This is a genomic window from Agilicoccus flavus (assembly GCF_014857905.1).
In the GTDB taxonomy this organism is placed as follows: domain Bacteria; phylum Actinomycetota; class Actinomycetes; order Actinomycetales; family Dermatophilaceae; genus Agilicoccus; species Agilicoccus flavus.
In genome coordinates, this window is sequence record NZ_JACYXE010000001.1 from 595,493 (window position 1) to 619,044 (window position 23,552).

The following is a 23,552-nucleotide window of genomic DNA, read 5'->3' on the forward strand; positions in this document are numbered from 1 at the left end:
GAGGCCCCCCGGTCGACCCGACCCGGGACGGGCCGCGGGTGTGCTCACCGGTCATCCGTGGGCCGCGCCCGTCTCGGCGCCCAGGATCGTCGTCGTCACCGCCACGACGGCGGGCCGCTCCGGCGTGGAGCCGAACCCGAAGTCGGGGGCGGGCGAGACCGGCGCGAGCGCCCCGAGGTCGACGCCGTCCCACGTGGCCGTGAGGGCGGTGACGGCGTGCATGCCGCGCGCCCCGTAGAACTCCCGCCGTCCGTGACCGGCGCTGCCGCGGGTGCGGACACCGCGGAGGGCGACGCGGGCGACGGGGTCGGTCAGGCGGGTGAAACCGGCCGACGTCGCGAGCCGGGCGGGCACGAGCGACAGCAGTCGGCCCAGCGGGGTCGGCCCACCGATCCGCACCCGCATCGCGAGGGGGCCCGCGCGGACGACCCACACGTCGCCGACGAGGTCGCCGTCACCGGCGGGCCCGAAGCCGCGCTCTCGGACGACCTGCACGTCGACGACCTCGACCTCGTCGAACTGGTAGGTGCTCGAGACGTACTCCGCGATGCGCGCATCGGGGGCGAGCAGGATGCGCCGCCCGTCGGGCCGCGCGACCATGACGTCGGCGAACGCCCCGAACGGGGTCCGCGCCCAGTTCCCGAGCACGATGCGTGTCCCGGACGTCGTCCCGACGCCGAGGATGTGCCCCGAGAATCTTTCCAGCATGGAATCACCCTGCCACCTCCTCCCGGCGCACGCACACGCGGTGCCCGACGCCGACGGCGACGTCCGACCGGTCCCGATCCGGACCGACCGGTCAGCAGCGCGCAGGGAGAATGCTCGCCGTCACCTCGCCGAAGGAGACGCGCTCGCCGCCGGCGCCGAGGGCGGTCGCCGTGATCGTCACCGTGTCGCCGTCGAGCAGGAACGTGCGCTCCTGCCCGCCGACGTCGACGGGCTCCTTCCCGCCCCAGGTCAACTCGATGAAGGCGCCGCGCTGGTCCGCGCCCGGCCCCGAGATCGTGCCCGAGGCGAAGATGTCGCCGGTACGCGTCCGCGCACCGTTGACCGTCGTGTGGGCCAGCATCTGCGCGGGGCTCCAGTACATCTCGCGGTACGGGGGGCGGCTCACCTCGTGGCCGTTCCACCTGACCGAGAGGTCGATGTCGAGACCCCACGGCTCGTCCATCCGCAGGTAGGGCAACGGCGTGGGTTCCTGCGTCGGGGTCGGCACCCTCGCCGCCTCGAGCGCCGCCATGGGGACGACCCACGGGCTGATCGAGCTCGCGAAGCTCTTGCCGAGATTGGGGCCGAGCGGCACGTACTCCCACGCCTGGATGTCGCGGGCCGACCAGTCGTTGAAGATGACCGCGCCGAACAGGTGCTCGTCCGCGGCGCCCGTGCCGATCGACGAACCCATGTCGTTGCCGACCCCGACGAGGAAGCCCAGCTCGGCCTCGATGTCGAGACGCACGCTCGGGCCGAACACGGGTTCCGGGTCGTTCGGGCCCTTGCGCTGACCGCACGGTCGGACGACGTCGACGCCCGAGACGACGATCGTGCTCGACCGGCCGTGATAGCCGACGGGCAGGTGCTTCCAGTTCGGCAGGAGGGGGTCGGGATTGTCGGGCCGGAACAACCGCCCGAGATTCGAGGCGTGGTGCTCGCTCGCGTAGAAGTCGACGTAGTCGGCGATCTCGCACGGCAGGTGCATGGTCACCTCGCCCACCGGGTGGAGCGCCGCGTCGGGGACGTCGGCCCTCACCGCCGCGCGGATGGCCTCACGGACCTGCGCCCACCGCCGCGGGCCCGCCGCCATGAACGTCTCGAGGGTCCCGGCGGCGAAGTCGTCGTCACCCAGCAGGACGGCGAGGTCGACGACGACGTCGCCCACCCGCGTGGCGCACCGCCGCGGCCCGCCGGCCACGGAATACACGCCGTACGGCAGGTTGGCGAGGCCGAAGCCGGAGTCGGCGGGGATGTCGAGCAAGGTCACGGGGTCTCCTTCGCGGGGCCGACGAGGCCCAGGTCGACGAGGTCGTCGAGGGGGTCGGTGATGCTGCACGTGCCGAACGAGACGAAGGTGCGCCGCAGGGCCGCCCCCCGCTCGTCGTCGAGGCCGGCGAACCGCGCCGCGAGCTCGGCGCCGTCGCGCTCGGCGAGGATCGCGACGAGGTCGTCCTCGGACCCGCCGCGCAGGGCGGCGTCGGTCGCGAGCATGAGGTTGAGGAAGCCGTGCTGGTCGAGCCCGGTCTCCGGGTCCACGGCGCGCACCGCGTGATGGAGGCCGGCGGTGGCCTTGAACGCCAGACCCCGCGCGACGGCGTCGAGGACCGCGCGCGCGAGTTCCGCCTCGCCGGGGACGAGGTCGGCCTCGACCCCGCCGGTGCGGAACTTCGCCCGGTAGGGCGACCCGGCCAGCGCGGCGAGGAGGTCGGGGCGCCGGTCGTCGCGGGGCACCTCGACGTACACGTCGAGCGCGCCGCCGGCGACGTCCATCCCGGCGAGGGCCCCGTCGAGGGCGGGCACGACCGCGTCGGCCGCCATGGAGGGCGGCACGGCGACCTCGAGGGCCCGCAGCCGCAGCGGCGGCAGCAACGCGACGGTGGTGACGACGGCCTGGACCCCGTCGGGAGCCGGCACGGTGACCGCGATGTCGAGCGAGCCGGCCGGGCGGCCCCGGACGAGCGGCGGGAGGTCGAGCAGCCGGGCCGCGCCGAGCACGAACGGGCCGACCAACGCCCCGTGCGGGCCGCGCCGGTGCCGCTCGTGGGCGGGAACCGCCTCCGGGAGCGGGACGAGGCCGGGCGGGAAGATCGCCGCGTCATCGCAGAGCCGGCGCAGGACGGGCGGGATCGACAGCGCCGTCGACGTCTCGCTCATCGCTGCTCCCCCGCCCGGCGGCCACCGGTCCACGACCACGCGTACACGCCGTCGTCGCAGGCGAACGCGGCCTCCCCGAGGTCGAGCGGCCGGAACGTGTCGACCATGACGGCGGTCTCGTCGAAGCGCTCGGCGCCGAGGCTCGCCTCCATCGCGCCGGGCTGCGGCCCGTGGGCGTGCCCGCCCGGGTGCAGCGAGATCGAGCCTCGCCCGATCCCAGAGCCCTTCCGGGCCTCGTAGTCGCCGGCGACGTAGAACATCACCTCGTCGGAGTCGACGTTGGAGTGGTAGTAGGGCACCGGGATCGCCAGCGGGTGGTAGTCGACCTTGCGCGGCACGAAGTTGCAGACGACGAAGTTGTTCCCCTCCCACACCTGGTGGGCGGGCGGCGGCTGGTGGACGCGGCCGGTGATGGGCTCGAAGTCGTCGATGTGGAAGAGGAACGGGTAGAGGCAGCCGTCCCACCCGACGACGTCGAGCGGGTGGTGCGGGAGCACGTGGATCGTGCCGCCGACGCCGCCCGAACCGTGGCCGCGGTGCTTGAGGTAGACCTCGGTGGGCTCCGACGGGTCGGCACCGACGTCCTCGGCGAGCAGCGGGGCCGTGGGCACGACGTAGTCGCGCTCGCAGAACGGGCTGTGCTCGAGGAGCTGACCGAACCGGCTCAGGTAGCGCCGCGGCGGGGTGATGTGGCTGTTCGCCTCGATCGCGTAGGCGCGGAACGGCTCGACGTAGCCGTCGTCGCCGGGCGCCAGGGGCAGCCAGCGGTGCGTCGTGGCCCGCGGGATGATCGCGTAGTGGCCCTCGCGGACGTCGAAGGCGCCGAACACGGTCTCCAGTCGGGCGTTCCCGCGCTCGACGTAGACGCATTCGTCGCCGATGGCGTTGCGGTACCAGGGGCTCGGCGCGTCGGCCGCCACGTAGGTGAGGCGGACGTCGGCGTTGCCGAGGACGAGCCGGCGCCCCCGGACCGCGTCGACCCCGGCCTCGCTGCCCGCCTCGAAGAGGTCGTGCAGCTTGAGGTGGAGCGGCTTGAGCGGGTGGTTCGGCGTGAGCGACAGGTCCCCGACCTCCCACTCGCGGACGTCGAGGATCGCCGAGGGGATGTTGCGGTGGTAGAGCAGCGAGCTGTCGGCCGAGAAGCCCTCCTCCCCCATGAGCTCCTCGTAGTAGAGGCGGCCGTCGGGGTCGCGGTGCTGGGTGTGCCGCTTGGGCGGGACGTGCCCGAGGTTGCGGTAGTAGGCCATGCGCGGTCTCCTCCACCTGTCTCGTCGTCGAGATAGTTCAGGAATGTATTATCTCGACGGTAGCGGACTCCGCCGGGGCCCGCCAGGGAAAGGACGAACATGGACGGGGAGCTGACGTTCTGGTCGTTCGTGCCCCGCGCCCGCGCCCGGCTGGCCGAGGAGTTCGGCTACGACGACGTCTCCGCGACCGAGCTGTTGCTCACCCTCAACCGCGCCTCGGGCGTCGTCACCTACGACCTCGAGGCGGCCGTGCACCGGCCGGCCGGCCGGTCCTGGTCGAGCTTTCGCATCCTCTACGTCCTCTGGCTCGCCGGACCGCTGGAGGCGAAGAAGACGGCCGAGCTCACGGGCCTGAGCCGCGCCGCGCTGTCGAACCTGCTCGGCCCCCTGGCCGCCGACGGGATCGTCGACCGCGAGCGCGACCCCGACGACGGGCGCTCGGTCCGCCTGTCGCTGAGCGACGCGGGGCGGCGCGAGATCGCCGAGACGTTCCGCGCCCATCACGAGCGCGAGATCGCCTGGGCCGCCGCCCTGTCCCCCGACGAGCAGGCCACCCTCGTGCGACTGCTCGACAAGCTCGTCGCCCACCGCGACGACCTCGACGTGCGCCACCGCAGCTGACCCCCGGCCCGAGAAGCCGGGCACGCATCACGGACGAGGGTCGGGCGGCCGCGCGGTGGCGCCCACCGGTCGCGGGAGGCGTCGCCTGTCAGGCTGTGCCACGAGCGACCGAGCAGACCCGCCGACCACCGAAGGACACCATGAGCGACGCGACAGGCCCCGCGCACCGGTCGGGCAGCGGCGGGTGGGCACCCGGGACGCGCCACGATTCCGGCTGCATCGGGGTGCGCGGGGCGCGGCTGCACAACCTGCGGGACGTCGACGTCGACGTGCCCCGGGGGCGGCTCGTCGCGTTCACCGGCGTCTCGGGCTCGGGCAAGTCCTCCCTCGCGTTCGGCACCATCCACGGGGAGGCGCAGCGCCGCTACTTCGAGTCGGTGGCGCCGTTCGCGCGGCGGCTCATCCACACGGCCGTCGACCCGCAGGTCCGCGACATCACCGGGTTGCCGCCGGCGGTCGCGCTCGAGCAGCGCGCCGCGGCGACGAGCCGCCGCTCGAGCGTCGGCACCGTGACGACGACCTCGAACACCCTGCGGATGCTGTGGTCCCGGTGCGGCGACTACCCCGCCGGGCTCGAGCGGATCGACTCCGACCACTTCTCGGCGAACACCGCCGCGGGGGCGTGCCCGGGGTGCGGCGGCCTCGGGCAGGTGCACGAGCCGACCGAGGCCTCGATGGTGCCCGACCCGTCGCTGAGCATCGCGCAGAAGGCCATCGCGTCCTGGCCGGGCGCCTGGCAGGGCAAGAACTACCGCGACATCGTCGCGACCCTCGGCTACGACATCGACCGGCCGTGGCGGGAGCTGCCCCAGGCGGACCGCGACTTCCTCCTCTTCTCCGAGCAGGAGCCGGTCGTCACCGTGCACTCGGTCCGCGAGGCGCACCGCATCCAACGGCCCTACCAGGGCACGTTCGCGAGCGCCCGCCGTCACCTGCTGCGGACGCTCGCCTCGGCGAGCCCGACCCAGCGCCGCCGGGCCCTGCGCTTCGTCGAGACGACGCCGTGCCCGCGCTGCCGCGGCCGCCGCCTGCACCCCGACGCCCTGCGCGTCACGTGGCAGGGGCTGGCGATCGACGAGGCGAGCCACCTGCCGATCGACGAGCTCACCCCGCTGCTGCGGGCGCGGCTGGAGGAACTCGTGGCCGCGGTCCCGGACGGGATCGGCGACGCGGAGTCGATGCTGCTGCGCGACGTGCTGTCCCGCCTCGACGTGCTCGTCGAGCTGGGCCTGGGCCACCTCGACCTCGCGCGGCCCACCCCGGCGGTCTCGGCGGGCGAGCTGCAGCGGCTTCGCCTCGCGACGCTGCTGCGCTCGGGACTGTTCGGGGTCGTCTACGTGCTCGACGAGCCGTCGGCCGGGCTGCATCCCCGCGATGCCGAGCCCCTGCTGCGGCTGCTGCGCGACCTCGTCGACGCGGGCAACAGCGTGCTCGTCGTCGAGCACGACATGGCCCTCGTCGCCCGCTGCGACGACGTCGTCGACGTCGGCCCCGGCGCCGGAGGATTCGGCGGCCGGGTGCTCTACGTCGGGGCGCCTGAGGGCCTGCCCGCGGTCGGCGAGTCGGCGACGGGCCGCTACCTGCCCGCGCCCGTGCACGCCGACGAGATCCGGACCGGCGCACCGCGGGCCGCGTCCGGCGCGCTGACCGTGCGCGGGGTGGCCCTGCACAACCTCGACGGCCTCGACGTCGAGGTGCCGCTGGGGTCGTTCACCGTCGTCACGGGCGTCTCGGGGTCGGGTAAGTCGTCGCTGCTCACCGCCCTCGACGCGGCGGTGGGCGCCGCCCTGGAGCGCGGTGGCGACGCAGCGGGCGAGGACGAGGAGGCGGAGGACGCCGACGTCGATCTGCCGCCGCTCGACGCCGACGCCACGTGGACGGCGGTCGAGACCCGCGGCTCGGGCGCCCCGAGGCGGCTCGTGCGGATCACCCAGCGGCCGATCGGGCGGACCGTGCGCTCGAACCTCGCGACGTACACCGGGCTGTTCGACCACGTCCGGCGCCGGTTCGCGGCCGAACCTGCCGCGCGGCAGCGCCGGTACTCCCCCGGCCGGTTCAGCTTCAACGTCGCGACGGGGCGCTGCCCCACGTGCCAGGGCGAGGGCGTCGTCGCGGTCGAGCTGCTCTTCCTGCCGGGGACCTCCTCGCCGTGCCCCGACTGCCGCGGGTCGCGCTACGCGCCCGAGACCCTCGAGATCCGTCACCGCGGGCTCACGATCGCCGACATCCTCGACCTCACGGTCGCGCAGGCGGTGGAGGTGTTCGCCGACGACCCGCCCGTCCACCGGGCGCTCGCCGCGCTCGACTCCCTGGGCCTCGGCTACCTCGGCCTCGGCCGCCCCGCCACGGACCTCTCCGGCGGCGAGGCGCAGCGGATCAAGCTCGCCACCGAGCTGCAGAAGGACCGCCGGGCGAGCACCCTCTACCTCTTCGACGAGCCGACGACCGGGCTGCACCCCTCCGACGCCCACCGGCTGCTCGCCCGCCTGCACAACCTCGTCGACCAGGGCCACACCGTCGTCCTCGTCGACCACCACCCCGCCGCGCTCGCCACCGCCGACCACGTCGTCGAACTCGGCCCCGGCGCCGGCTCGCGGGGCGGGCGGATCATCTCCGCCGGGCCGCGGCCCTGAGCCGGCGCGCTCGTCGGGACGGGGACGGGACGAGGGTGGGGGGCCACCGGAAGGGATGCCTGCGGCCGTTGAGCCACCGGCCGAGCGGGGTGGAGCGCACGAGGAGGTGGTAGCTCGTCACCATGACCGCGTCGACGACGAGCCACGTCACCGCGAGCTTCGCCGGGATCGGCCAGTCGAGCCGCACCAGCGGGATCTCGAAGGCGACGAGCAGCGGCAGGTGGACGAGGTACATCCGGTACGACGCGTCGGCCAGGTAGCGGATTCACGCGTGCTCGACGGTGAGGAAGCGCACGCACAACCCGGTCAGCGCGTACACCCAGCACCAGGCGCTCACGGCCATGACCGCCGCCGCGACCGGGAGCGGGGTGCCGCCGTCGGGAGCGCTCTGCGTCAGCCCCACGGCCGTGAGGACGAGTGCGGCGATCAGGTGCGCCGGCCACGAGCGCGCGAGCCGGGCGAGGGCGTCGCGCCGGGCGTGCAGGGCCCACCCGGCGACGAAGGCGCCCAGGTAGGCGGTGAGCGCCGACGCCGACGGCGCGAGCGTCTGGGGCGCGAGCACCCCGCCGACGACGGTCCCCTGCATGAGCAGGCAGGCCAGATACGGAGCGGCCGCGACGAGGACTCCGCCGGGGCGGCCAGCAGGCGCCCGAGCCGCTCGACCGCTCCCGTCGCGGCGGGCAGCACCCGGCGGGCCACGACACGCGCGAGGAGGGTGAGGAGCACGCACTCCACGAGCACGAGCAGGAACCACAGCTGCCCGGGCGTGACGGCGGACAGGGGATCGCCGTCGGTCGGCGGCGGGGTGAACGGGAGGTCGTGCACCCGGGCGTTGAGCACGACGAGCAGGCCGAGCGAGAGCACGGACACCGGCCAGAACGCCACGAGCGGTAGCAGGATCCACAGGAGCCGGTCCCGCAGGTAGGACGACGGGCCGCGGCGCTGCACGACCATCCGGCCGACGTAGCCGGCCAGGCACATGAACAGCACCATCCGGAAGAGGTGGATGACGTACACGGGGACCACGACCACCCCGTACTGCGCGTGTCGCTCACGAGCCAGGGCATCCCGGGGGCGAAGGGCAGCAGCGAGTGCAGCACGATGCCGAGCAGCAGGGCGCCGGCCCGCAGCGCGTCGAGCCCGTGCACGCGGGTGCTCGCAGGTGCGTCGGTCCTCGTCGCGGTCAGTGGAGGGGTGCTGCGGGCCGGCCGACGGGAGGCGGGCCAGCCGCGCGCGAGTTACGTTGACCGCCAGGAGAGCTGAGCCGTCGGTCAGGTAGGCCGTCCGTGCGGCTTGGGGACCTTCGGCCCCCTCCCCCGCCCCACCGTTTCCACCACCATCGGCCACACGAGGTGTCCGTGCCGCCGCCACGTCGGAGCCGGTTCGGTGCCTCGACACCCGCACCGCACCGCACCGAGAGGACGAAGACCATGACGACGACGATGCACGCCGCAGTAGTGCGCGAGTTCGGCACACCCCTGGTCGTGGACGAGCTGCCGATACCCGAACCCGGCCCCGGCCAGGTGCTGGTGAAGCTGCTGGCCACAGGCGTCTGCCACACCGACCTGCACGCCGCCGAGGGCGACTGGCCGGTCAAGCCCAGCCCGCCCTTCGTGCCCGGCCACGAGGGCGTGGGCACCGTCGTCGCGCTCGGTGAGGGTGTGAGCACCCTGTCCGAGGGCGATGTCGTCGGCAACGCCTGGCTCTCGTCCTCCTGCGGCGTCTGCGAATTCTGCAGCACCGGTTGGGAGACCCTGTGCGAGAAGCAGGTCAACGGCGGGTACGCCATCGACGGCAGTTTCGGGGAGTACATGCTCGTCGACGAGCGGTTCGCCGCTCGGATCCCCGCGGGCGCCGACCCCGTCGAGGTCGCGCCGATCCTGTGCGCGGGTGTCACCGTCTACAAGGGTCTCAAGGTGTCGGAGACCCGCCCCGGGCAGTGGATGGTCGTCTCCGGCATCGGCGGGCTCGGTCACCTCGCGGTGCAGTACGCCGTGGCCATGGGCATGCGGGTCGCCGCCGTCGACGTCGGCAAGGACAAGCTGGAGCTCGCGACCTCCTACGGCGCCGAACTCGTCGTCGACGCCACGGAGACGGACCCGGTCGAGGCGATCCGCGAGGGCACCGGCGGCGGCGCCCACGGGGTGCTCGTCACGGCCGTCCATCCCTCCGCCTTCGGCCAGGCCATCGGCATGGCCCGCCGCGGCGGCACGATCGTCTTCAACGGCCTGCCCCCGGGCGACTTCCCCGCACCGATCTTCGACATCGTGCTCAAGGGCCTCACGGTCCGCGGTTCGATCGTCGGCACCCGCCAGGACATGATCGAGGCGCTCGACTTCTACGCCCGTGGCAAGGTCAAGCCGAAGTGCACGGCACGCGAGCTGACCGAGATCAACGACGTCTTCGGCGAGATGCGCGAGGGCAAGATCGGCGGCCGGGTGGTCGTGCGCTACTGAGCGCGACGTCAGCCAGGTCAGGGGCCATGGCGCCGAAACGCGGTTCCTCGGGGCGGCGCAGCCAGTACGGTGGCGCCGCCCCCACTGCCGCAAGGAGTCACTGTGGCCTCCTCCCCTTCCGCATCCCGGCACGGCGCCGGCTCGACGAGCTTCCGGCGCGTGCTCACCGGCTCGATGGCCGGGGCCGTGCTCGAGTGGTACGACTTCGCGATCTACGGCATCCTCGCCGCGACCGTGCTCGGCCCCCTCTTCTTCCCCAAGGGCGACACCATCGCCGGCCTGCTGCTCGCCCTGGCGACCCAGGGGATCGGGTTCGTCGCGCGGCCGCTGGGCGGTGTCGTCTTCGGGCATGTGGGCGACCGCATCGGCCGCAAGCCCATGCTCGTCGTCACCTTCCTGCTTCTCGGCGCCTCGACGGCCGCGATCGGCCTCCTGCCCACGTATTCACAGGTGGGCATCACGGCGACCGCGCTGCTCGTCGCCCTGCGACTGGTCCAGGGTTTCGCCCTCGGTGGCGAGTTCGGCGCGGCGGTCCTGCTCGTGAGCGAGTACGGCGAGCCGCGACGACGCGGCTTCTGGGCGGCCTGGCCGCAGGCCGGGGGTCCGCTCGGGACCCTGCTCGCCACGGTCGTCGCCGCGATCGCGGGGGCCGTGTGGCAGGGCCCGGCCTTCCTCGAGTGGGGCTGGCGGGCCTGCTTCTTCGTGGCCCTGCCGCTGCTGGCCGTGGGCTTCTGGATCCGCCACGGGATCGAGGAGTCACCGGTCTTCCGCGCCGCGCAGGACCGGGCCGCGTCCCGCGCCGCCGGGCCCGAGCGATCGAGCGTCGTCGAGGCGCTGCGCTCGCCTCGGCCGGTCCTGCAGGGCCTCGGTGTCCGGCTCGGTGAGAACGTCGCCTTCTACGTCTACACGGTGTTCGTCGTCGCCTACGCGACCCGCTTCCAGGGGCTGCCGCGCGGTGACGTCCTGCAGGTGGTCACGCTGGGATCGGCGTGCCAGTTCGCCGGGATGATCCTCGGCGGCGCCTGGTCCGATCGGGTCGGGCGGCGGCGCGCGATGATCGTGCCCGCCATCGGCCTGTGCGTCTGGGCCCCGGTGTTCTTCTGGCTCGCCGGCCAGCACAGCATCGCCCTCCTCGCGGTCGGGGTGGCCGTCGGCGCCTTCGGTCACGGGATGCTCGCCGGCCCCGAAGCGGCGTGGATCGCGGAGCTCTTCCCGACGTCGCACCGGTACGCCGGGGCGTCCCTCGTCTTCCAGGGGAGTTCGATCATCGCGGGTGCGCCGGCCCCGTTCATCGGCGTGTGGCTCGCGGACCGGTGGGGCGCGGGCGCGGTCGTCGCCTACCTCGTGGTGACCATGGCCGTCGCCGTGCTCGCGCTCGTGATGACCCGCGAAACCGTAGGGCGCCATCTCGGCGACGCCGACCACCGTCCGGCCTGAAGGAGGTCCGGTGGCAGGCAGGTGCGGGCCGGCACGACGGCCGGGCACGCCTCGGCTCAGAAGGACGTAACGCGGGGGCCGTTGCCGATCGGGGAGCCGTCGGATCTGGTCCATCGAACTCCCTCGGGGGTGACTTTCCCGCGGTGTCGTTGTCGGTGGACTTCGGTGTGGTGGTGGCGACAGAGCAAGGCCAGATTCGTCATAGCCGTTCGCCCGCCGATCCCTCTGTCGCGCTCACTGCGGCTCGCAAGCTCGCCTCCGTTCGCCGCTCCCAGGGCCCAATAGATCAAGTGGTGCCCGTCGCATCAGGCCGGCGGGATCGTGCAGCCGGGAAAGGTGCAGCGGCCGTCGCGCTGCTGCAGCGCGAGGCGCTGAGCTGGGGTGATGAGCCGCTTCGCGTGCCCGAGGTCGAGGAGTTCGCTCTTCGACCCGAGCACGGCGGGGATGATCTGGGCGTCACAGCCGAGGATCCGCGCCTCACTCGGCGACAGCGCCTGGGAGAAGCCCGTCGTCGCCCAGCCCTTCTCGGCGGCATCTTCGAGGCCGGACATGAGGGTCTCGAGCGGGATCGTCACGACGACCTTCGCCTTCGTCCCCGACCCCGGCACATCCCGGTCCGCTTCCGTTGCCGCGGCGACCATGTCGAGCAGCGCATCCGCGCGGCGGGCGCCGGCCGAGCGGGGGTCGAGGTTGCCGCGCTCGTCGACGATCGGCGCGGACAGGGCGTTGATCGCGGCGGTGAAGACGGCCTCGGAGGCCGGGTCGAGCCGCAACGTCGCGACCAGCATCCCGTTGCGGTCCCGATGGAACCCCGACAGTTCTCGCCGGTCCCGGAGGCGCTCGTGCTGGTCCTCGAGCCGCCCGGGAATCCCGTACTGACCGGACAACAGATCCTCGATCGCCGCGAAATCCTTCACGGGCGCACCCTCGGCCGCATGGTCGATGAGGATCGCCAGCAGCGCGTCCCAGTTCGGGTACTCGATGTCCCGCTTCAACCGCCGGAACGACTTCGCCACCACCCCCGGCCAGGTCGATGCCGACCCGCCCCTGCGTCACCGCGGCCCGCAACGCCTCGACGTCATACCCGACGCACGTCTGCGCGACCTCGTGCAGACTCCGCGCCTGGCCCTTCGCCACCGGCACCCCCGCATCCCGACAGGACTGCTCCACCCACGCCCGCGCCCGGGGGTGATCCGACTCCGCGATCACCCCGCGCGCCGACGCCTCGAGCACGACCGCCGCCTGCGCGGCGGACGCCGCCGCGACCAACTCCGCCGTCAACGCGGCCAGACCCGCCAACTCCGCATTCGCCACCGCGGACAAACCCCGCGGGAAAGCCAGAATGGCGTCGATCTGCGCCCGCAACCCATCGCCGGCCGGCACGGCCGGCGACTCGGGAAGGGTGGTCGACGTCATGCCCCATTCTATCGAACACGCATCCGACAAACCTCCTATCCACAGGCCAGCGGCTTACTGCCACAGGGGCATTCATGAGCCCTTGACCGGCATCAAAATCCTTGCGCGGCAACGCTTCTTGCGACCCTCTCTGCGTGTGATCTGGATCACATTTACCGCCGGCCGGGTGCGACCGGACATGCGCCCAGCCGAGCGGAGCTCCCCCACCACCGCCGCCCGAGCCGCCCGTAGGTCCCCTATCGTCGCCGACAGGCCGTCGCCCGGGCCGCCGCCGGACGCTCGCCCTTTTCGGCCCACCTCGCGCGCAATGGTCGACCACAGCCCACTCCGTCGGTCCCTGCTGCGTCGCACCCTCCACACCCTCGGCGAGGTCGCGCTCGGCACGCACCTCGAGCGGGCCCCAACTCGACGAACCCGGCCCGGTGGTAGAGCGCTCTGGCCGGCGCGAAGAAATCGGCGCTGCCCGTCTCGAGCGAGACCCGCTCGACCCCGCGCCCCCGCGCGTCGTCGAGCGCGTGCCCCAGGAGGAGTCCGCCGATCCCCGACCCCCGGCGGTGCGGGGCCGTGCGCATGCTCTTCAGCTCCTCGTGCCCGGGAATGACCTCAGCGAGGGCGACCGTGCCGACGACGTCGCCGCCGCCGTCGTGCGCGACCCACATGCAAACCCCAGGTCTGCGCAGCCCGTCGACGTCGAGGGCGTGCCGGCTCTCTGGCGGCGCGGTCGGGGCGAGCTCGTCGAGGTGCTCCTCGAGGAAGGTGAGCAGGCGGACGTCGTCGAGGTCGGCGCGGATGATGACAGGCACCGGACCATCAAACCCCTGCTAGATGCTGCTCGATCCACCTGAGGAAGGCCGAGATGAGCCACTCGACCCGAGCAGCCTGTGAGCGAAGAGCCGGTGTCGCAGCTGTCCTGAGACGACCGTGCCTGCGCCCGGCATGCCATGCCTCGTACCGCTGGGCGAGGATACGGAGCATGACCCAGTGCGAGATCGCGCCGGCCCCGGCCCTGCACCCGGCGCTCGCAGCGAGATTCAGCCCGGTGCAGTTCGACGGCCGTGCCACCGTCACCTCCGACCACGTGGACACTCTGCTGGAGGCAGCGCGGCGCGCGCCGTCGGCGGGGAACTCTCAGCCGTGGATGTTCATCGTCGCGGTCCGTGGCGATGACACCCATGCCCGGCTCGTCCCTCACCTGGCGCGGAGCTCGGCGCGGTGGGTCCCGCCAGCCTCACTGGTCGTCGTCAACCTCGCGCACGTCTTCGTGGAAGACACCACCGATTGGGAGTACTCCGAGTTCTCCCGGTACGACCTCGGCCAGGCCGTCGCCCACATGACCATCCAGGGGCTGTCGATGGGACTGGACTCACACCAGTTCCGAGCCTTTGACCGTGAGGGCGTCGCAGCCGAGTTCACCATCCCGCCGCACTGGGAAGTCACCTCGATGACGGCGTTCGGACGGGCAGCCCACGCCGCGGGAGAGCTGTCTGCACCGGGGACCAGCCGCGACCGCTTCGATCTTGATGCCATCACGTGGGCACGGGACTGAGGCGCGAGAGACCGAGGCGGTGCCACACCTCAGACGTCTGCCAACTACGGACCTCCGATGCGGCCCTGCCTGATCAGAGTCGGTACATCCCGAACGGCGAGGTGACCGTCCGAGGTGACGACCTCGGGGCAGGAAGCGTCACCCTGCCGGGTCGGGCACCAGCCGCACCGCCCACACGACTGCGAAGCCCACGACATACCCGTTGATCGGCGAGATGGCCTCCGCGTCGTCGGGCCCCGCCCACACCATCACGTAGGTCGCAGCCGACGAGCAGAGGGCGAGGACGGGCAGGAGCACGACGACGACCAGCCAGGCGGGCGTCCTGAGCGCGACGAGGCTGCCGACGACGCCCAGCGCCATGACGAGCGCGGCTGCGAGAAGCAGCAGACCTTCGGCTGACGGGGCGCAGGATCACCGCCCAAGGGGCCAGCCCCACCGCGACGCTGCACGGCCATACCCAGCGGCGGCGTCGTACAGCTGGTCGGGGCACGAGGTCTCGCTGTCCGCTGGAGGTCTGTTGTCCTCTCGACAGTAGCCCCGCAGCGCCGTCGGCCGGTACCGGCGAGGCGGCCGAGGCCGCTCGGCCGCCGAGCCGAGCTCCCCGCCGTGCCGCGGTCGGCCGGCGCGCCAGGCTCAGCCGTCGAGGCGGACGGGCCGCCCGGTGCGGGCGGATTCGTAGACGGCGAGAACGACGCGCAGCGAGCGCAGCGCCTCCCGACCGGTCACGAGCGGCGGGCGGCCGGTGCGGATCGCGTCGAGGACGTCGGCGACGAACGCGGTGTGGAAGGGGATGTGCCCGGCGTTGATCGCCCCCAGGTCGATGTCGGGGTCGACGTCGGCGCGGTGCGACGGCTCGAAGCGGGCCCGGCCGGCCACGCTCCACGTGTCGAGGACGCCCGGCGCGCCCTCGGGGAACTCGGTGACGCTCGCGGTGCCTCCGCTCGCCCCGGTGACGCTGACCCGCGCCCCGAGCGACGGGGTGACCGCCGTCGAACACCGCAGGGTCGCCATCCCCCCGTCGGCGAAGGTGACGTGGGCGACGGCGCTGTCCTCGACCTCGATGTGGTCGCCGTGCACGTACGTGGCGACGCGTCCACTCACCTCGACCGGTTCCCCCATGAACCACAGGAGCATGTCGACGTAGTGGATGCCCTGGGTCATGAGCACGCCGCCGCCGTCGGTGTCCCATCGCCCCCGCCAGGCGTCGCGCGCGTAGTAGTCGGCGTCGCGGTGCAGCAACACCGTGCAGTCGCCGAGGGTCGCCGGGCCGAGCGAACCGTCGACGAGAGCCGCCCGGATCCGCCGCGCCGCGGGCCAGAAGCGGCGCTGGAAGCACACGGCGAGGACGACCCCCGCCTCCTCGCACGCCGCGACCATCCGCTCGGCCGCCGGCACGTCGATGCTCAGCGGCTTCTCGCAGACGACGTGCACCCTGGCGGCCGCGGCGGCGAGCACGATCGCCGGGTGCGTCGGGTGAGGCGTGCACACGCTGACGACGTCGACCCCGGCGGCGAGGGCGTCGGCGACGTCCGCGACCGCGAGCGGGACGTCGTGCCGCCGGGCGAAGTCCGTCGCCTTGGCGGCGTCGACGTCGGCGACGACCGCGACCTCCACGCCGGCCGCGCGCCACGCCTCCACGTGATTGCGGGCGATGACGCCGCACCCGATGATCGCCGCCCTCATGCCGCCAGCCATCCGGCCATCGCGTCGGCGACGAGCGTGCGCCGCCGCGCCGAGACGCCGTCCTCGCCCATGTCGTAGGCGAACAGGACCGAGACCGTCGCCCGGTTGCCGACCGGGTAGAAGCAGAGGGCGCTCATCATCGTGTGGACCTCGACGGGGGTGACGTCGCCGCGCAGCACCCCCGCCTCGCGGCCCCGCTCGAGGACGTCGGCGATGACGGCGAGGATGCCGTCGCGCCCGGTGTGCTGGACCGCCTCCACCTCCCGGCGCAGGTGCTCGGCGCCGTGGATGTTCTCGACCTGCACGAGCCGCACGAACTCCGGGTGCTCGTGGTGGTAGTCGAACGTCATCTCGGTGAGCCGGCGCAGGGCCGACAGCGGGTCGAGGTCCTCGAGGTCGAGGCGCAGCTCGTGCTCCCGGATCCGCGCGTACGCCGAGGTCAGGGCGGCGACGTAGAGCCCTTCCTTGCCGCCGAAGTAGTAGTAGATCATCCGCTTCGTGGTGCGGGTCCGGCGCGCGATCTCGTCGACGCGCGCCCCAGCGTACCCGCTGCGGGCGAACTCGGCCACGGCCACCTCGAGGATCTCGGCCCGCGTGCGGTCGGGGTCACGGGTCCGGGTCGTGGTGCCGTTCGTGGCCGTCGGGCTCATGCGGCCTCCTGGGGCGCAAAGTGAGTGCGGAGGGGGGTCGACCGGGGACGGGAACGCGTCGGCGGCACCGCCCGAGATGGGGCGGTGCCGCCGAGCGGTCAGCGCGAGCGCCGCTCGTGCAGGTACAGCGCGGTGTTCGCGACCGCGCCGACGACGCCCACGCCGACGAACAGCCAGCCGAAGGTCACACCCGGCCCCGTCGACCCCGACACCATGTACCAACCGGCGCCGGCGAGGACGAGCGCGAGCACCGCCGCGACGAGCGTCTGCATCGTCGACCTCAGACCGCGGCCGCGGAACGACGGGCGGCGATGGCCTCGGCCCGCTCGCGCTCGTACTGCTCCGCCGACATCGGCACGGCCTTGGGGTCACCGAGCTGGTCGGCGCGCAGGCGGAAGGTCTCCGGCGACATGATGGCGCCGAGCGCCGCGAGCAGCGTGATGCCGAACGTGATCCCACCGACGATCAGGGGCACGTTCGTGGAGCCGGGCGGCGCGACGATCGGGAAGACGATGCTCATCGCCGACGAGGCGACGGTGCCGAGGTTCTGCGCGATCGCCATGCCGGTGACGCGGGTGCGGGTCGGGAAGAGCTCCGGGTAGAACGACGGGAACACCGCATTGTAGCCCTGGTAGACCGCACCCCACATGAGCAGCGAGAAGAAGATCGCCAGCGGCACGTTGTGCTGGCTGATCGCCCACAGGTAGGGGTAGCTCAGGGCGCCGGCGACGACCGCGCCGCCGATGATGCACGGGCGGCGGCCGATCTTGTCCGAGAGGTTCCCGACGAGCGGGATGACGAGGCACGCGAGGATGTTGCCGAGCACCGGGATCCACAGGTAGATGTCGGCGCTGAAGCCGATCCCGTACGACTTGTTCGTCGCGTACGTCGCGCCGAAGATCGAGGTCGTCACGGCCACGATGTTGGTCAGCGCCATGAGGAACACGCACAGGATCGTCTTGCCGTTGCGGGAGAAGGCGACGGCGATGGGGGCCTGGGCCACCTCACCCTCGGCCATCTCCTCCTCGAAGGCGGGCGTCTCGTCGACGCGACGGCGGATGATGTAGCCCGCGAGCACGACGAACGCGCTGAGCGCGAACGGGATACGCCAGCCCCAGCTCTGGAAGGCCTCGTCCGGGAGGAAGTGCGCGAGCGGGAGGAAGACCGCGGCCGCGAGGATCTGGCCGAACTGGGTGCCTTGCAGCGTGAAGCTGCCGAAGAAGCCGCGTCGGCCGAAGGGCGCGTGCTCGAGGATCATCGACGACGCCCCGGAGATCTCACCGGCGACCGCGAAGCCCTGGACGATGCGCAGGGCCACGAGCAGGGCCGGGGCGAGCAGGCCCACCTGCTGGTAGGTCGGCAGTAGGGCGACGAGCATCGTCGAGACGCCCATGAGGAGCATGCAGAGCACGAGGACGTTCTTGCGCCCGTGCCTGTCACCCCACGACCCGAGGACGAAGGCGCCGATGGGGCGGGCGACGTAGCCGACGACGTAGGTGCCGAGGGCGCCGATGATGCCCATCTGCGGGTTGCTCTTGTCGAAGAAGAGCGTCGGGAAGATGAGCGCCGCCGCCTGGGCGTAGATGAAGAAGTCGTAGTACTCGAGCGCGCTGCCGATCCAGCCGCTGGCGGCGGCCTTCTTCGACTGCGCGCCGGGCGCGTGCGTGACGGACATGGGTCGACGTTCCTTCCGAGGGGCGCTGCCGCGCGGTCCTGTGGAGACCCGCGGCGCGGGCTCCGGCTCGGGGATGCGCGCGTCGTTCCGCTGCCCTCCCCGTCGAGGTGCGTCCCCCACGATGGCGGACCGCCACCGGCGCCGTCAACGGTTTTGTACTAACCAGTGAGTTCACGAAGGTCACGATTTCGTCACGGCCTCGTCCGAGGCCCCCACGCGGAGCGGGTTCGCCCGTTTCGCGCGGTCCGTCGTTTTCCGGGCGTCGCTGCCGGGTACCCGTCCGGCATGAGCGCTGACAACGGAACCGGACAGAACCCGAACGGACCCGGCACCGCCACGAGCGGGTCGGGCGAGGAGCAGGCCGCGAAGACCGAGGCGGCCGAGCACGTCGTCGAGCGCGCCGAGGGCTGGGACCCTGGCGCGGAGCCGTCGACCGTGGCGTCGAACCTGCAGGAGGGTTTCGAGGAGGCCGGCGTCGACGTGGATCCGGACGAGGTGGAGCGCATCGCGCAGGACGTCCACGAACAGAAGGACACCGACGTCGACCCCGGCGCGGTGAGCTGACCCGACGTCCCTGAGGGCGGTGAACGCCGACGATGCCGATGTCGAGCCCGACCCTGCGTCGCAGCTCGCGGCACGTCACGGCGCCTCGCGCGGATCAGCCGTAGGAGGGCAGGTCGGGCAGGTCGCTGTCGCTGCGCACGGCGTCGGCCCGGCCGCGGGCGAGCCAGGTGAGGACGCCGGCGCGGGAGCCGTACACGACCGGGCCGCCGCCGCCGACCTGCCACGCGTCCTTCTCCTGGGTGCGCAGCTCCAGGCCGGGCGCCGCGTCGTTCGCCTCGAGCCGGCGGATCGCCTCCTCGAGCGCGTCGAGCTGGGCGTCGGGGTCGGCCTCCTCGAGCTCCCAGACGGTGTCGAGGTCGTCGTGGTGGAGGATCACCTCGGTGATCCGCGTGGCCACGAGGCCGCGGGCGGGCACGGCCCGGCCGCGGATGGCGACGTCCTCGACCGCGAGGGTCCCCGCGAGGTCGCGGGCCGCGACACCGAACCGCTCGCAGGCGGCGGTGAGGTCGCGCTTGATCTCGTCGTGGGGCCGCTGGGCGCCCTCGGCGATGGCGCGGTCACGCTCCTGCGTCGACGCGTAGGCGGGGGTCTCCTCCCCCGCCCGCGCCCAGTGGACCAGGTTGACGAGGGCGTCGGCGTTGCGCGCGAGGTGCGTGACGACGTGGGCGCGCGTCCATCCCTCGCAGCGGGACGGGCCGGCCATCTCCTCCGCGGACAGGCTGTCGACCGTGGCGAGCAGCATGCCCGTCTCGCGGTCGAGGCGGTTGAGATCGCCGGGGATTCGGGACGGGGACACGGTCATGGCGGTACCTCGCTCGGGGTGGGGGCGGCCCGTGAACGGGCTCAGGCGCGGATGTCGGAGGGGTGCGTGGCCAGCGGGGTGACCTCGATGCTCATGAAGCGGAACAGCGGCAGACCCCAGAGGATCTCGTGGAGCCGCTCGTTGTCGCGGACGTCGAAGATCGAGAGGTTCGAGTACTTCCCGACGCACCGCCAGATGCTGACCCACTCACCGCCGCGCTGCAGCTCCTGGGAGTAGGCCTTCTCGCGGGCGAGCGTCTCGTCGCGCACGGTCGGGTCGAGGTCGGTGGGGAGGGCGACGTCCATCTTGACGGCGAACAGCATGAGGGGCCTCGCGGGGGCTCGGGTCGGCCGAGGGGGGTCGACGCGGGGGGACAGGTTTGTGGCGGGGACAGGTCAGTGGCGGGGACAGGCCGGTGGCGGGGAGAGGGCGGGGGCGGTCGGGTCGCCCGACCGCGGGCGCCGGGCCCGGTGAGACGCGCTCACCGGGGCCCGGCGTCGTGCAGATGGCTCGCGCGTCAGCCGCGGGCCGGGTCGAGGACGAAGTCGTAGTCGACGGTCTGCGCGCCGTTCTCGCCGACCTGAGGGTCGAGCATGAGCTCCGGCTTGACGGCCGAGGCGATGTCGTCCTGGTTGTGCGGGTCACCGGGGAAGTAGAGCTGGGCGGTGAGCAGCTCGTGGCCGGGCGCCGACACCTTGAGGTGCAGGTGGGCCGGGCGCCAGGCGTGCCAGTCGGCGGCGGCGATGAGCTTGCCGCAGGCACCGTCGGTGGGGATCTGGTACGGCGCGGGACGGATCGTCGTGATCCCGAAGCGGCCCTCGTCGTCCGTCGTGAAGGTGCCGCGCAGGTTCCACTCCGGCAGCCCGGGCGCGTACTGGCTGTAGAAGCCGCCGGCGTCGGCCTGCCACAGCTCGACCTTCGCCCCGCCGAGGGCGGACCCGTCCGTGGAGCGGACCTGCCCCTGGAAGAGCAGCTCGTCGCCGGACTCGTCGTCGCGCATCGGGATCGAGGCGTGCGAGCCCTGCTCGGGGGCGTCGGGTACGTAGTACGGGCCCTCGATGCTGCCCTTGTTGCCCTCGCGGTGGCTCGTGTTGACGTCCTCCACGACGTGCTCGATCCACACGTCGAGGAACAGCGGCCATTCGCCGTCCTCGCCGACGCGGATCAGCCACGCCTTGAGCGCGTCGTACTCGGCGTAGGTCATCTGGTGCTTGCGGATGACGTCGTGCAGGGCCTGCACGGCGTCGGTGGCCATGGCGCTGACGCGCTCCGGCGGCACGTCGAGGCCCTGACCCTGCTTCTTGCGGAACGCGGCGGTGGCGTTGGCGCCGGAGTCGGCGGCGCGGGCGATGAGGTCGCCCTGCTCCTTCGCGGCCTGCGTGGCTTCGGTCTTCTCGTCGATGGTCATCCTGGTCACTCCTTCGTGATGGTGTGCTGACGGGTGGTGCGTCCGGGGCACGGGCGGGCCGCCGGTTGTCCTGTGGATCGGGTGGATCGGGTGGATCGTGCGGGCGGGACCGTCGGGCCCCGCCCGGTTCAGCGATCCGTGCGGTAGCGGGCGAGCTTCGCCTCGTCGATGCGCAGGCCCAGCCCGGGACCCTCGCGCACGGCGAGCTCGCCGCCGGAGATCTCCAACGGCTCGGCGAGGAGGTCGTCGGACATGTCGAGGAAGTTGCTCAGCTCGCCGGCGCGGCGGCTCGTCGAGGCGTAGGCCGCGCCGAAGGCGACGGTGCAGGCGGTGCCGAGCTGGCCGTCGATCTGGTTGCCCATGACGACCTCGACCCCCATGCCCTCGCACTGGAAGAGCACGCGCTGGGAATCGGTGAAGCCGGTCCGGGCGGTCTTGATGCTGATGGCGTCGGCGGAGCCCCCGAGCAGCTCGCGGGTCACCTCGCCGGGCGTGGTCGCGCTCTCGTCGGCGACGACCGGGATGCGCGACTGGCGCACGAGCCAGCGGCGCCCGAGGACGTCGTCGGCGGGGCACAGCTCCTCGGCCAGCGTGAGGTCGAGGTCGTCCATGAGGCGCAGCGCCCGGGCCGACTCGGACGGGGTCCAGCCGCGGTTCCCGTCCACGTAGAGCTCGACGGCGTCACCGAACGCCTCGCGCAGGGCGCGGCACACGGCGACGTCGAGCTCGACCGGGTGCCGGCCGACCTTCACCTTGAACGTCGAGATGCCGTACGTCTCGCTCATGCGGGTCGCCTCGTCGACCATGGCGGCCGGGTCGGCGAACCCAAGCATGTGGCTGACCCGCATCGACGTGCCGTGACCGCCGAGCAGCTCGGTGACCGTCGCCCCGAAGGCCTGCCCGACGATGTCCCAGAGGGCCATGTCGAGCGCCGCCTTGGCGGTGGGGTTGCCGACGGTGCGACGCAACCGGGCGTGCACCTGCTCGCGGGCGAGCGACGAGAGGCCGAGCACCTGGGGCGCGAAGACCTGCTCGACGACGGCGATGATCGAGGCCTGGGTCTCGCCGTACGTGAACGGGCGCGGCGGGGCCTCGGCGACGCCGACGAGGCCGTCGTGCGTGTGGACCCGGACGAGGACGTGCTCGGCGGTGCGGACCTCGCCGCTCGCGAACTTCAGGGGCTTGACGTACGGGATCGCGAACGGGACGGCCTCGATCCGGGTGATGCGCAGGTCCCGGGCGGCGGAGCGGGCGGCGCGGTCGTGATCGACCGCCCCCGCGTCGGTGGCGCCCGGGCCGGTCCCGGCCAGGTCGGTGTCGAGCGCGGTCACGGGGTCCTCCCTTCGAAGACGGGTGATCGGCGGAGGCGAGGCGTCTGCCGCGCTGCCGATCTGCCCTCAACGTAGGGGTGGACATTCGGACACACAAGTACCCATTTATGAGCGATTGAGACGATAGATATACCTAAGGGCCGCTCACCTGCGGCGGTTCGTCGCGGGCGGCCCGCGAGTCGGCCGAAACCGGGTCCGGCGCCGTGAGCAGATCGGTCGTGAGGTCGACGACGCGCTGGACCGCGGCCGACGACCCGGGCCGCCAGCCGACGGCCAGCTCGACGCTCGGGCCGTCCTGCAGGGGCACGAAGGTCACGCCCTCCAGCCGCAGCCGGCGTCCTGACTCCGGCAGGACGGCCACTCCGATGCCGGCGGCGACGAAGACGAGCAGGGTCGAGGTCTGCGCCACCTGCGCGGCCTGACGCGGCCGGAAGCCGACGCGCTGACACGCCCCCGCGACGACGTCGTGCAGCACCGACCGGTACCCGGAGGGGTAGGTGACGAACGGCTCGTCGCGCAGGTCCTCCAGGCGCAGGCTCTCGCGCTCCGCGAGCGCGTGCCCGGTCGGGACGGCGACGACGAGCGGCTCGCGACGCAGCACCCGCACGAGCAGGTCGCCGACGGGCGTCGGGGTGCGCATGAGGACGACGTCGAGGCTCCCCTCGTGCAGGGCCACCACCTGGTCGGGCGTGAGCATCTCGCTCGTGAACTCCACCTCGATGTCCGGGAGGTCCGCGCGCAGCCGTCGCGCGAGGCTCGGCAGCACGGCGTACGTGGCCGAGCCGACGACCCCGACGACGACCCGGCCGACCTCCCCCGCCGAGACGCGGGCCGCCTCCTGCCCGGCCGCCTCGACGTCGGCGAGGATGCGGCGGCACCGCTCGAGGTAGCGCTCGCCGGCGGGCGTGAGCGCGACGCGCCTCGTCGTGCGCTCGAGCAGGACGACCCCCAGCTCGTCCTCGAGCCGGCGGATCTGCTGGCTCAGGGGCGGTTGGGCCATGTGCAGCCGCTTGGCGGCCCGGCCGAAGTGGCACTCCTCGGCGACGGCGACGAAGTACCGGACCTGGCGCAGTTCCATACGCAGAGAATATCGGTGAGCGGCAATTCGGTCCGAAAGGCCGACCGAGGCGGCCCTTAGATCTCCTGAGCTGCATGATCGTCGCTTTTTCGGACGCCGAACCTGCCCCCACCCAGGTCGCCCCTAGGCATTCCCCCAGT

General features: G+C 72.8%; 26 protein-coding genes and 1 pseudogene. 8 read left to right on the top strand and 19 right to left on the bottom strand.

The features are described 5' to 3' along the window. Window positions 1–51 precede the first annotated feature (51 nt). From ICW24_RS02675 to ICW24_RS02690, 4 genes are all read right to left on the bottom strand, one after another. Window positions 52–708, bottom strand: a complete 657-nt coding sequence (locus ICW24_RS02675; protein WP_226344146.1) for a hypothetical protein — start codon at window positions 706–708, stop codon at window positions 52–54. 91 nt (window positions 709–799) lie between these two features. Beyond that, a complete protein-coding gene (gene fahA / locus ICW24_RS02680; protein ID WP_226344147.1) occupies window positions 800–1,978 on the bottom strand; it encodes a fumarylacetoacetase in 1,179 nt (392 codons plus the stop codon). Further along, window positions 1,975–2,865 carry a hypothetical protein gene (locus tag ICW24_RS02685; protein ID WP_226344148.1) on the bottom strand — a complete coding sequence of 297 codons (891 nt, stop codon included), beginning with the start codon at window positions 2,863–2,865 and terminating at the stop codon, window positions 1,975–1,977. The genes fahA and ICW24_RS02685 overlap by 4 nt, the downstream gene beginning before the upstream one ends. Beyond that, the gene (locus ICW24_RS02690; RefSeq protein ID WP_226344149.1) at window positions 2,862–4,112 is read right to left on the bottom strand and encodes a homogentisate 1,2-dioxygenase; all 1,251 of its coding nucleotides are present in this window, start codon (window positions 4,110–4,112) and stop codon (window positions 2,862–2,864) included. The genes ICW24_RS02685 and ICW24_RS02690 overlap by 4 nt, the downstream gene beginning before the upstream one ends. Window positions 4,113–4,211: 99 nt before the next feature. On the opposite strand from ICW24_RS02690, the gene ICW24_RS02695 reads away from it, so the two are divergent. Further along, the gene (locus tag ICW24_RS02695; protein ID WP_226344150.1) at window positions 4,212–4,733 is read left to right on the top strand and encodes a MarR family winged helix-turn-helix transcriptional regulator; all 522 of its coding nucleotides are present in this window, start codon (window positions 4,212–4,214) and stop codon (window positions 4,731–4,733) included. A 140-nt stretch (window positions 4,734–4,873) separates the two neighbouring features. Next, window positions 4,874–7,366 carry an excinuclease ABC subunit UvrA gene (locus tag ICW24_RS02700; protein ID WP_226344151.1) on the top strand — a complete coding sequence of 831 codons (2,493 nt, stop codon included), beginning with the start codon at window positions 4,874–4,876 and terminating at the stop codon, window positions 7,364–7,366. Here the strand turns inward: ICW24_RS02700 and ICW24_RS02705 are convergent. The 3 genes and pseudogenes from ICW24_RS02705 to ICW24_RS19865 all read right to left on the bottom strand — a co-directional run. After that, window positions 7,341–7,601: a hypothetical protein gene (locus ICW24_RS02705; protein ID WP_226344152.1), complete on the bottom strand. Its 261-nt coding sequence runs from the start codon at window positions 7,599–7,601 to the stop codon at window positions 7,341–7,343. The two genes, ICW24_RS02700 and ICW24_RS02705, sit on opposite strands and share 26 nt — an antisense overlap. Window positions 7,602–7,631: 30 nt before the next feature. Further along, window positions 7,632–7,952 carry a hypothetical protein gene (locus ICW24_RS02710; protein ID WP_226344353.1) on the bottom strand — a complete coding sequence of 107 codons (321 nt, stop codon included), beginning with the start codon at window positions 7,950–7,952 and terminating at the stop codon, window positions 7,632–7,634. Between the two features lie 161 nt (window positions 7,953–8,113). Then, window positions 8,114–8,359, bottom strand: a pseudogene (locus ICW24_RS19865) (acyltransferase family protein); the annotation flags it as partial. 9 nt (window positions 8,360–8,368) lie between these two features. Here ICW24_RS19865 and ICW24_RS02720 point away from each other — a divergent pair. The 3 genes from ICW24_RS02720 to ICW24_RS02730 all read left to right on the top strand — a co-directional run bounded on the left by ICW24_RS02720 (window position 8,369) and on the right by ICW24_RS02730 (window position 11,259). Then, on the top strand, window positions 8,369–8,629 hold the full coding sequence (locus tag ICW24_RS02720; RefSeq protein ID WP_226344354.1) for a hypothetical protein: 261 nt from the start codon (window positions 8,369–8,371) through the stop codon (window positions 8,627–8,629). Window positions 8,630–8,796: 167 nt separating this feature from the next. Then, the gene (gene adhP, locus ICW24_RS02725) at window positions 8,797–9,822 is read left to right on the top strand and encodes an alcohol dehydrogenase AdhP (protein WP_226344153.1); all 1,026 of its coding nucleotides are present in this window, start codon (window positions 8,797–8,799) and stop codon (window positions 9,820–9,822) included. Window positions 9,823–9,924: 102 nt separating this feature from the next. Next, window positions 9,925–11,259 carry an MFS transporter gene (locus ICW24_RS02730; RefSeq protein ID WP_226344154.1) on the top strand — a complete coding sequence of 445 codons (1,335 nt, stop codon included), beginning with the start codon at window positions 9,925–9,927 and terminating at the stop codon, window positions 11,257–11,259. Window positions 11,260–11,564: 305 nt separating this feature from the next. Here the strand turns inward: ICW24_RS02730 and ICW24_RS02735 are convergent, their stop codons facing one another. Then, window positions 11,565–12,278 carry a DUF222 domain-containing protein gene (locus tag ICW24_RS02735; RefSeq protein WP_226344155.1) on the bottom strand — a complete coding sequence of 238 codons (714 nt, stop codon included), beginning with the start codon at window positions 12,276–12,278 and terminating at the stop codon, window positions 11,565–11,567. Window positions 12,279–12,911: 633 nt separating this feature from the next. Continuing rightward, a complete protein-coding gene (locus ICW24_RS02740; protein WP_226344340.1) occupies window positions 12,912–13,355 on the bottom strand; it encodes a GNAT family N-acetyltransferase in 444 nt (147 codons plus the stop codon). Here ICW24_RS02740 and ICW24_RS02745 point away from each other — a divergent pair. Both ICW24_RS02745 and ICW24_RS02750 read left to right on the top strand, forming a co-directional pair. Continuing rightward, a complete protein-coding gene (locus ICW24_RS02745; RefSeq protein WP_226344355.1) occupies window positions 13,263–13,520 on the top strand; it encodes a hypothetical protein in 258 nt (85 codons plus the stop codon). The two genes, ICW24_RS02740 and ICW24_RS02745, sit on opposite strands and share 93 nt — an antisense overlap. 128 nt (window positions 13,521–13,648) lie before the next feature. Beyond that, a complete protein-coding gene (locus ICW24_RS02750) occupies window positions 13,649–14,221 on the top strand; it encodes a nitroreductase family protein (protein WP_226344156.1) in 573 nt (190 codons plus the stop codon). A gap of 138 nt (window positions 14,222–14,359) precedes the next feature. Here the strand turns inward: ICW24_RS02750 and ICW24_RS02755 are convergent, their stop codons facing one another. From ICW24_RS02755 to ICW24_RS02775, 5 genes are all read right to left on the bottom strand, one after another. Further along, window positions 14,360–14,581 (bottom strand): hypothetical protein, encoded by a 222-nt coding sequence (locus ICW24_RS02755; RefSeq protein ID WP_226344157.1) that lies wholly within the window; start codon window positions 14,579–14,581, stop codon window positions 14,360–14,362. A 273-nt stretch (window positions 14,582–14,854) separates the two neighbouring features. Beyond that, window positions 14,855–15,904, bottom strand: a complete 1,050-nt coding sequence (locus ICW24_RS02760; protein WP_226344158.1) for a Gfo/Idh/MocA family protein — start codon at window positions 15,902–15,904, stop codon at window positions 14,855–14,857. Further along, the gene (locus ICW24_RS02765; protein WP_226344159.1) at window positions 15,901–16,554 is read right to left on the bottom strand and encodes a TetR/AcrR family transcriptional regulator; all 654 of its coding nucleotides are present in this window, start codon (window positions 16,552–16,554) and stop codon (window positions 15,901–15,903) included. Before ICW24_RS02765 ends, ICW24_RS02760 begins: the two co-directional genes overlap by 4 nt. 98 nt (window positions 16,555–16,652) lie before the next feature. Then, window positions 16,653–16,826: a hypothetical protein gene (locus ICW24_RS02770; protein WP_226344160.1), complete on the bottom strand. Its 174-nt coding sequence runs from the start codon at window positions 16,824–16,826 to the stop codon at window positions 16,653–16,655. An 8-nt stretch (window positions 16,827–16,834) separates the two neighbouring features. Continuing rightward, window positions 16,835–18,229 carry an MFS transporter gene (locus ICW24_RS02775; protein ID WP_226344161.1) on the bottom strand — a complete coding sequence of 465 codons (1,395 nt, stop codon included), beginning with the start codon at window positions 18,227–18,229 and terminating at the stop codon, window positions 16,835–16,837. 285 nt (window positions 18,230–18,514) lie between these two features. Between ICW24_RS02775 and ICW24_RS02780 the strand changes: the two genes are divergently transcribed. Then, window positions 18,515–18,793 (top strand): hypothetical protein, encoded by a 279-nt coding sequence (locus ICW24_RS02780; protein WP_226344162.1) that lies wholly within the window; start codon window positions 18,515–18,517, stop codon window positions 18,791–18,793. 94 nt (window positions 18,794–18,887) lie between these two features. Here ICW24_RS02780 and ICW24_RS02785 read toward each other — a convergent pair whose 3' ends face one another. From ICW24_RS02785 to ICW24_RS02805, 5 genes are all read right to left on the bottom strand, one after another. Beyond that, window positions 18,888–19,595: a maleylpyruvate isomerase family mycothiol-dependent enzyme gene (locus ICW24_RS02785; RefSeq protein ID WP_226344163.1), complete on the bottom strand. Its 708-nt coding sequence runs from the start codon at window positions 19,593–19,595 to the stop codon at window positions 18,888–18,890. Window positions 19,596–19,636: 41 nt separating this feature from the next. Further along, the gene (locus ICW24_RS02790) at window positions 19,637–19,918 is read right to left on the bottom strand and encodes a muconolactone Delta-isomerase (RefSeq protein WP_226344164.1); all 282 of its coding nucleotides are present in this window, start codon (window positions 19,916–19,918) and stop codon (window positions 19,637–19,639) included. Between the two features lie 194 nt (window positions 19,919–20,112). After that, complete coding sequence (catA, locus tag ICW24_RS02795) at window positions 20,113–21,003, bottom strand: catechol 1,2-dioxygenase (RefSeq protein WP_226344165.1); 891 nt, start codon at window positions 21,001–21,003, stop codon at window positions 20,113–20,115. Between the two features lie 128 nt (window positions 21,004–21,131). Then, on the bottom strand, window positions 21,132–22,334 hold the full coding sequence (locus tag ICW24_RS02800) for a mandelate racemase/muconate lactonizing enzyme family protein (protein WP_307781279.1): 1,203 nt from the start codon (window positions 22,332–22,334) through the stop codon (window positions 21,132–21,134). A 133-nt stretch (window positions 22,335–22,467) separates the two neighbouring features. Then, entirely contained in the window at window positions 22,468–23,412 is a 945-nt protein-coding gene (locus ICW24_RS02805) for a LysR substrate-binding domain-containing protein (RefSeq protein WP_226344166.1), read from the bottom strand. Window positions 23,413–23,552 lie beyond the last annotated feature (140 nt).